This is a genomic window from Pirellulales bacterium (assembly GCA_035656635.1).
GTDB lineage: Bacteria > Planctomycetota > Planctomycetia > Pirellulales > JADZDJ01 > DATJYL01.
Window position 1 is genome coordinate 1 of sequence record DASRSD010000166.1, and the last position, 8,746, is coordinate 8,746.

7 protein-coding genes and 1 tRNA gene are annotated in these 8,746 nt (G+C 56.5%); 3 read left to right on the forward strand and 5 right to left on the reverse strand.

The features are described 5' to 3' along the window. The 3 genes from VFE46_17205 to VFE46_17215 form a co-directional block, all read right to left on the reverse strand. The coding region (locus VFE46_17205) for an arabinan endo-1,5-alpha-L-arabinosidase (protein ID HZZ29737.1) at positions 1-602 on the reverse strand (602 nt) is incomplete at its 3' end. 10 nt (positions 603-612) lie between these two features. Next, positions 613-1,230 carry a hypothetical protein gene (locus VFE46_17210; protein ID HZZ29738.1) on the reverse strand — a complete coding sequence of 206 codons (618 nt, stop codon included), beginning with the start codon at positions 1,228-1,230 and terminating at the stop codon, positions 613-615. A 53-nt stretch (positions 1,231-1,283) separates the two neighbouring features. Then, entirely contained in the window at positions 1,284-4,292 is a 3,009-nt protein-coding gene (locus VFE46_17215) for a VWA domain-containing protein (protein HZZ29739.1), read from the reverse strand. A gap of 262 nt (positions 4,293-4,554) precedes the next feature. Between VFE46_17215 and VFE46_17220 the strand changes: the two genes are divergently transcribed. Further along, entirely contained in the window at positions 4,555-5,568 is a 1,014-nt protein-coding gene (locus VFE46_17220) for an alcohol dehydrogenase (protein ID HZZ29740.1), read from the forward strand. 76 nt (positions 5,569-5,644) lie between these two features. On the opposite strand, the gene VFE46_17225 is transcribed toward VFE46_17220, so the two are convergent. Next, positions 5,645-7,342, reverse strand: a complete 1,698-nt coding sequence (locus tag VFE46_17225) for a SpoIIE family protein phosphatase (GenBank protein ID HZZ29741.1) — start codon at positions 7,340-7,342, stop codon at positions 5,645-5,647. Positions 7,343-7,654: 312 nt separating this feature from the next. Between VFE46_17225 and VFE46_17230 the strand changes: the two genes are divergently transcribed. Both VFE46_17230 and VFE46_17235 read left to right on the forward strand, forming a co-directional pair. Further along, positions 7,655-7,725, forward strand: a tRNA-Gln gene (locus tag VFE46_17230). Positions 7,726-7,832: 107 nt separating this feature from the next. After that, entirely contained in the window at positions 7,833-8,201 is a 369-nt protein-coding gene (locus tag VFE46_17235; protein HZZ29742.1) for a hypothetical protein, read from the forward strand. 12 nt (positions 8,202-8,213) lie between these two features. Here VFE46_17235 and VFE46_17240 read toward each other — a convergent pair. Further along, a partial coding sequence (locus VFE46_17240) for a hypothetical protein (GenBank protein HZZ29743.1) occupies positions 8,214-8,746 on the reverse strand: 533 nt, incomplete at its 5' end.

Below are 8,746 nucleotides of genomic sequence, written 5' to 3' on the forward strand. Positions count from 1 at the left end.
TTGATGCCGCTCCAAAACGAACCGAACGACAACCACAGCTTGCCGTTGGGATCCAAGAATGCAGCCGGATCGAGCGCGTTAAAATCGTCGGTGGTTTTCGATTCGACGGCAATCCCACGATCGGTCCATTGATAAGCCGGGTCCGTCGGGTCAAGCGTCGGATTTGTAGCCACGCCAATGGCCGAGGTATTTTTTCCAAAACTCGACACCGCAAAAAACAGCATGTATTGATCGCCGACTTTGATCACGTCCGGCGCCCAGAAATCGTTCCCTCGGTTGCGCGGCACCGCTTGCTTAATCCAGGCCGGCGGATTGGCGTTGGCCCGGGGACCGCGGGTCCAATTCACCAAGTCTTTGGAATGAAACGAAGGCGTGTTGAATCCCGTGGAAAACACCCAGTATTCGTCTTTGCACTTTACAATGGTAGAAGGATCGTGCACGCGCAGGTCACGGTTGCCGTCGCGGTGCAGGGTTTCCAGGTCGGTCGTAGATGCCGTCGCAGCATTGGGCGGCGCCAAATTTTGGGCAAAAATTGCCGCCGTGACATACGCCATCGTAAACCCAACGACAATCGCGGCAAGGTAGCAAATAGATTTCAGCATAGTCATTCGATCACTTGGCCGGTGATAAAGCGCGCGGCGTCAGTTTTAAATCGTCCAACCACACGGAGGTTGGCTCGATGGGCGTAATCACCAAATGTGCCTGGGAATTAGCAGCGCGGGCGTGCAAACTCACCGAGTAATTTCGCCAAGGGCTAGAAGCAGCGTCGGCTTTTGCATCCGGGGGGCTACTGTCGGCGCCGTCGTGCTCGCCCCGGCCAATTTCCGGAAGCGTGGTGCGGGCGAGAACTTTTCCGTCGTTCGATTCGAGTGAGAACACCAGCCCCACGGAGCCTTTCTCAGCGACCGCGGAAAAGGTGATGTCGTACCACCGATCGGCCGCAACATCAATTGGCGTAGCATTGATCGCGCCGGCGCGGCCTTTGTCTGGTTCGGCGGTTTTCGTGACCGTCATTCGCAACAGATGCGGGCTGGAACGTTGCGGATGTTTGGCATCTTGCTCGATCGTGCCTTCGGCAGCCCCTTCCTTAATCAACTTCCAGCCTGTGGAAAAACCCAACGACGCGGAATCCGCCTGAGACAATCCGGATTTGGTTTGCGCACGGGTTAGCGAGGCACAACAGCATGCCACAAAAATGAACATTGCGCCCCACAACTTGCGAATGTGCATGCGCGACCCATCCACGGGAAAGTCACCGTTTGCGATAGTCCCAACCAACAAAGCTAGCCGTTATGTTCACGGTCGGCTCGGCCACTGTCAAGTTGCTTGGACGCTTGATATTTGGCTTTGAGCAAACGGGAGGTATAGGTATCCGGTTCAGGGCTGTTGCTTTGATCGGCCTCCGGTTTCGGTGAGGAGGCGGGCGCATTTGACAGGAGTTCCGACGGTTGATCCGCAAAATCAACCTCGGGATCCGGCTCCCAGCGTGCCAAAGATTTTTGCAATTCGGTAGTTCGGATGACCGCCGCCTTGCGACTGCGCAATCGGGCAATTGTTGCCACCACAGCCGGCGTTTCGCGATGCCCAAGCCGGCTGCGCACTTGTCGAATTCCGCGCGCCAGCCAGCCGAAATCGAACCGCACGCGGCGTACCACAATGTCGCACAGAAACAGGTAGCTGGCACACAGCAGCAACGGCGGCCACAAATCGTGGCTGCTGACGGCCGGACGCAAATCGTGCCGAAAAACATTGGCCGAAAGCAAGCCTGGCAAGCCATTGTCGTTTTCGTCGTGAATGACCTGTCCCGGCTTGCCGCCGGCGGGAGTAATGCTTGCCAGTTCGGCCAAAAAGCGGTCGTTCGATTGGCGGTCCAGAAATTCGGAAGAGTAGGGGACATTCACGCCGCTCAAAATCGGCGCGGCGCCAGGCGAGGGACTAAATGCAAACGAATAACTGCCAGCGACCGGCACATTCACTTCGCCCACATAACGCCCCGGCGCGGTTTGTCGAATTTGCACAGCCTGCGCCTGCATGTCGGGCCCGACCACGCTCCCCGCTGGGTTAAGGAAATTCAGATAATTGTCTTCCTTGTCAAACGCGTTGATCGTGAGCCGCAACACGCCATCGTGAACTGCCGAATCGATCACAAATTGCCCTGGATCGCCCGCGGGACGCAGCGACCAACGGACCATTTGGCTGAATAGCTTGTCGTAATCTGGCCAGGCGGTCCAACGGCTGGCCCAGCGGTGGCCGGCATCGCTGGTAAAAGCCACTACTTTCCCCAGGCCGTAGGTCCACGTGGCCAGCAAGCTATGATTTTCTTGCTCCGCCAGCAGCGGCGAAACCAAGGGCACTTCGACCAGCGGATTTTCCTTTCGCGTGGTTAGTACAAATCCGGTGATTGGCGGCGGCGCGCTAATGCCTTTAAGAATTTCATGCGGCAAGGTAATTTGCGGCTGCAAGCCGGTGGGACGCTCGAAAACCAAAGGCCGGGTGACAATCCGCGTTTCCTGCTGAAAAATCCGCGGCAACACCCGGGGCGTTTTGGCGTTATAGTAACGTCCACCGCCGGCACGGGCCATTTGCTCCAGCAAAAGAAAATCGGCATCGGCGCCCAAGGCCACGGTCGAGGTGGTGATTTTTTCCTGGTGCAGCTGCTGGATGAGTTGCGGATAATTTGTCCCCTGGGTTTGGCCATCGGTCATGATCACCATGTGCCGGACGGCGGCATCGGCGGCGCGAGCCAGCTGCTCGTGCGCCATCATAATGGCCGGTTGCATGTTGGTGCCGCCATCGGCGCCCAGCCGGTCGATACGGGATTGAATCGTCTGCGAATCTTGCTTCCGGACCAGCGGTACCACGGGAAAGGCAACGGCGTCAAAGGCAATTACCGTAACGTAATCGGTGGGCGAAAGCATGTCGACGGAAGCCGCAGCCGCCGCCTTGGCCATGGCCAGCTTTTCCCCCGTCATGGAGCCGGAGCGATCGATGACCAAGGCCAGGGCATTGATGGGCCGCGCTTTGGGATCTTTTACCTCGCAATCCACCGGCAGCGCCGCTTCCAGATCCGTATGGGCCCAACCTCCAGCGCCGAAACTGCTTGGCCCGCCCAGCATGATCAGGCCCGCTCCTAATTGTTGCGTATTGGCCACCAGCATTTTGATTTGTGAATCGGCGAAATCTTCCCGCGGCACGTCCGCCAAAATCACCGTGTCGAACGCTTGCAACTGGCTGAGCGAAGTGAACAGGTTGTCGGTATCCTGCACCCGCACTTCCAATTTTTCGTGCTGCAGGCGATCGATCAATGTTCGGAAATCGTCGGGATGAGTCGCATCGACAATAAACAGCACCCGCCCTTGGCCGCGAACTTGGGTGAACGCGCTGGCCGTGTTGTTTTGTTGCCAATAATCGTCCGCCGGGTTGTCGGGCACCAGACGAGCCGTGTAGGTATACGTATTGGCAATGTCGATTTTCTCCCGCAGGCTGAACACGCGCTTGCCCGGCGGAAGCTCGATGGCTTGATCGAGCAATTGTTGCTCATCGCCGTCGGCCTTGCGGAAAATTTGCACATGGGCCGGCACCGTTTTGGCATCGGTTGTATCCGCTGCTAAATTCGCCAGCACCACCCGTAATTCAAACGGCACGCCAATTTGAATTTCGGCGGGCAGCTCAAGCTTTTCCACCGCAATTTCCGAGCGCGATTGGTAACGAATAGGCACTACGTCAATTCCGATTCCCCGCGCAGCAAGCTGCTGGGCTTCCTCGGCGGCATTGCCCAGGTTTTCGTTGCCGTCGGTGACAATCACCACCCGGCCGGCGGAATCGGCAGGCAAAGTAGCCAAAGCCAGCCGCATGGCGCCGGCAAGATTAGTGAAGTTTCCGTTGACCGACGTTTCCGTGTTGCTGGTCAGCCGCAGATTTTCGTCCAGCGGCGGATAATCGACGGCCGGCTCTTTGGCGAACACAATGACGCTGGCTCGATCTCGCCGGACCGCGCTGCGGTGCTGGGCAATCGATTGATTCACATACCCGGCCATCGCCTCTCGCTGCGTTTCCGGAATGCTGACCGATTGATCGAGCAAATAGAACACGGTTAGCCGGTCGCTGGTATGCACAAGCTGCATTTGCGCCAGCGCGCACACCACACACGCCAGCACCGCCGTTCGCAGCAGTAAGACGATAGCCCGCCGCCAGCGCCCCAAAATTGCCAGCCGGTGGTAACCCAGCATCCAAAAGACGGGTACAAGCAGCAACAGCGCCAAATACCAGAGATGTTCAAACGACAAAGACACGCTACAGCCTGCCACGAAGAAGAAGCGAATTTGAGGCCAGGGGCAGCGATGTGCGAAAGCCCATCTCCATTCTAGTTATTACGGCTGCAAAAAACCAAGCCGTATGGATTATTCAATTATTGTTAAAGCAATTTGAGGTTTCAGCCTTGGTCTGACTAACGGGTGGGTTGTAGCAGAAGCGAATTCGGTTGAAGCTATTTCAGATCAGGCGGCGGGCCAGCACGAAATTGCGTTGCATTAGCCAGACACAAGGAAACGACAAATGCCAACCATGCGCGTCGCTCAGGTCTCTCGTCCGAAAGGCGCATTCGAAATTGTTGAACGGCCGATTCCCGAGCCGGCTCCCGGTTGGGTGCGCATTAAGGTTCAAGCGTGCGGCGTCTGCCACAGCGATTCGATCGTAAAAGAGGGATTGTTCCCGAACATCGAATATCCGCGCGTTCCCGGACATGAGGTGGCGGGCATCATCGATGCGATTGGAGCAGGGGTTGCCCGGTGGCAGCCAGGACAGCGTGTGGGCGTGGGCTGGTTCGGCGGCAATTGCGGCTCCTGCGATTTCTGCCGGCGCGGAGAATTTTTTGCCTGCCAGTTTCTCAAAACGACTGGAATTTCTCACGATGGCGGTTATGGCCAGTACATGGTTGCCCCGGCCAGTTCCGTGGCGCTAATTCCCGCCGAGCTGCCCGCCACGGAAGCCGCCCCTTTAATGTGCGCAGGTCTGACAACCTTCAACGCCTTGCGAAACAGCGGCGTGCGTGCCGGCGAGGTTGTGGCGATTCACGGGTTGGGTGGGCTCGGCCATTTGGGAGTGCAGTACGCTGCGAAAATGGGTTTTCGCACGGTCGGAATTGCCCGCGGCAAAGATAAGGAACCGCTGGCGAAAAAATTGGGCGCGGCCATTTACATCGACAGTCAATCGCAAGATCCGGCCGCGGAATTGATGAAACTGGGGGGCGCCCAAGTAATTTTGGCCACCGTCACCAGCGGCGAAGCCATGAGCGGCGTGCTGGGCGGGCTCGCAGTCAACGGCACGATGGTCGTCGTGGGGGCTGCCGATCCCATGAAAGTTTCGCCCGTGCATTTACTGAGCGGTTGCCGATCGGTAAAGGGCTGGTACAGCGGCACCTCCATCGATTCGCAAGATACGCTGGCTTTTAGCATGCACAGCGGCGTGCGGTCCATCAGCGAGACATTTCCCTTCGAGCGCGTCGCGGAAGGCTACGAGCGAATGATGAACGGCAAAGCACGCTTCCGAGTGGTGCTGACCATGGAGTAAGCCATCACCACAAGTACTTGGCTGCGCACCGGCGCTGCGGGGCAAGTCAGCCGCAGCACTTTATTCATTCGCAGCTCTATGCATCGCGGCCGAAAACAACCAAGCACATGTCGTCGCTTTGCTCGCGATTGTTGGCGTGGCGCTTCACGTCGTCCAGAATGGCACGGCCCAGCGTTGCGGCATTTTCTGCAGCCAAGCTTTCTTGTTCTTTTAGCCGTTCGAGCGTGTACAGCTCGTTGTCGGGATTGAGTGCCTCGCTAATGCCGTCGGTGAACAGGGTGATCATTTCGCCAGGAGCCAGCGCAAGTTCGACGGAATCGTAAGTAATGCCATCGGTCACGCCCAACGGGAGACCGGCGATTTCTGGCGCGAGCTCTTCAACCTTTTCTGGTCCGCGCCGAATAAACGGCGGCATGTGGCCGGCGTTGACGAGGGTGACTGTGTTCGTTTTGGGGTCTAACAAGACGAGAACAAACGTAGCAAACCGATCTTCCCAACCGGCATTGCAAAAGGCTTCGTTCATGCGGTTCACCGCCAGGGCGGCGGTGGGTTCGCTGGCAAGACAGTAGCGCACTTCCGCGGACAGCTTGGCCATGACCAACGCCGCGGCCACGTTTTTGCCGGAAACGTCAGCCAGCACCACGCCCACTCGGCCATCACGCAAGGTCACGTAATCGTAAAAATCGCCGCCTACTTCATTGGCCGCTTCATAGAAATCAAAAAACTGATAGCCCTCTACCTTAGGCGGTGCGGACGGAAGCAGCACTTGTTGCACCTTGCGAGCGGCGTCCAGGTCCGCCTGAATGGCTCGTTGCTTTAATTGCGTCTCGTGCATTCGGGCGTTATCGATGGCAAAGGCTGCCTGCGATGCCACGCTGGCCAACACATCTAAATCATCGTTCGTGAACCGGGCCCGTTGATCGAGCGTGTCGATTTGAATTACGCCCAATACGTTTCCTTCGCCGGTGACCAGCGGCGCACACATCATGGAGCGAATGCGAAAATCGGCAATGCTTTGGCTCAGCTCGAAACGGACATCGCTCGCGGCATCGGCCGAAAGAATGGCATGCCGCTGCTTCACGACCTCGTTAATAATCGTCCGGCTCATGCGCGCGCCTTCTTCCTCTTTTCCCTTGCGCTGCTTGAACGCCTTGGGCAATAAGCGCCCCTCGGGCGTGCACAACACCACAAACCCGCGATCGGCTTGCCCGAAAATGTTGAACAAGCTGTCGAGTACTTTGGGAAGAATTTGCTCCAGCGCCGTGGCCTGACTAAGATTTTGCGTAATTTCGATCAAGGCCCGCAATTTGGTTTCCGGATTGACCGTCAGCCGAGCGGTATCGGTCGGGGAAGCCAGGTCGATCTTCCACATGACCGTGCTGCTGCGGCTGACCTGAGCATTATCTTCGGCGACTTCAAACGGATGATTCTCCTGCGCTCCGTCGGCCTGCACGCCGGCGCCAACTGCCGCGGACTTTAGCGCATGGTCTAAATGAAAAGCCAGCGTGTGGTCGCAAATTTTCAGTTCGTCGCCATCGTGCAACGGTTGCGGTGCAAGCACCAATTGGCCGTTCACCTGCGTGCCGTTGCGGCTACGCAAATCTTCAATGACGTATTCGCCGTCGACAAACAAAATTTGCGCATGCTGGCGGCTGACAGCCCCCTGGTCCAGAACGACATCGCATTCCGGATGCCGTCCCAAAATCGATTTTTGCGGCGGCAGGGTGAGCCGTTGACCGGCCCGATCGCCATTCAAATATTCCAAAATGGCCATAAACCCACGCCGTTGGAAATTGTCGTAAACTATTCGGGCGTGGCTCCAGCCGATGCACCGCAGCCAAAATAAGCCGTGAACCTTGCTCGCCCTGTAGGCCTCGATTTTACGAAGGCCAGACCGAAACCGTCAACCGGCGGGGTAAAACGGTCGTGCGACAACTCGAGCCAGCCGAAATGTTTCCGCCGGGCGCGTAATCAATATCCCGCTAGCGATAGAACGACGCCGCCGTCAATTCTATTGACGAGGCCCGGTGGTGGCCTTACGCTTAAATGCCCTGCGGCGAAATCTTATGGAGCTGCGGCAAAATCCTGGGGAATAGTGTAACGGTAGCACGCATGCCTCTGGAGCATGTTGTCTAGGTTCAAATCCTAGTTCCCCAGCTTAAAAACACTGATAAATACGGCAAAAATGACAACGCATCGCTAATCCGTATAACATCAGTATAACACAATTCGACACCGATTGCTTTGCAATATGCAGTGTGGCTATGACGCCGGAAGAAGTGCTTGGTCAATGCGTCGAGAAGATGGAAACGGCATATAGCCTCGCCAAGGATAGAGGAACTGACGATCCAATCGTTTTGGTTCTAGATGTCCGCGACTCAGACGCGAGACGGACAGCTACTATTCTGGCGGGCGATGACGCGGTAGCTCAGGCGCTATCACATTCTGACAGCCAAAATACCCTTCCAACGCTCGTTACAGGCATTCCAAGGCAAAACGCCATAGAGATTTGCGGACAAATCGACGAAGCGATTGCCAATTGGCTGAAAAAATCGGTGTCACCGGAGGGTGAATTTATTGCCGTTTGCATTTCTGACGGCAAATGCAAATGCCGTAGCTTTCGCGCACCATAATTGCCGCTATCACTATTGCTGCGGCGGTTGGGGAGCAGGCATCTGGGGAAGCGGCGATGTTCCAGTGTCTGAGCTATTCGATTGCGGGAATTCTATCTGGCCTTCTCGCGGCACCAGTGATTTTGCTTTTCCATGCAATCCACCGACACCAACAATACCGACCGCGATACCTATCGCGAAAGCGAACAACTGGTCCATATATTTCTGAATCTGTCTGGATTTGGCGTCTGCCTTCTGACCGGACAAATGATGTCTAGTCCAGGCAATCAACGTAACGACTGCGACGACGGCAAAGAAAATTATCGCGCCGACCACGACATAGAAACGCAGCGTTTCTTCCCAGTCAGGCGGTGTCTCACGCACCTTTTCCTCAAACTCTGGAGCATAGTCAATTATGGTTTTCTCAACGGGTACGTTGACATCTTGACCATTGACAGTGACCGTCTTAGTTTCAGTTTGCGTCCGTGTTCGGGGAACAAATACAGCAACTCGGTACGTGTCCACTTGCGGTGTGGGGTAAAAGCTTGCGGCAACCAGGCATAGCG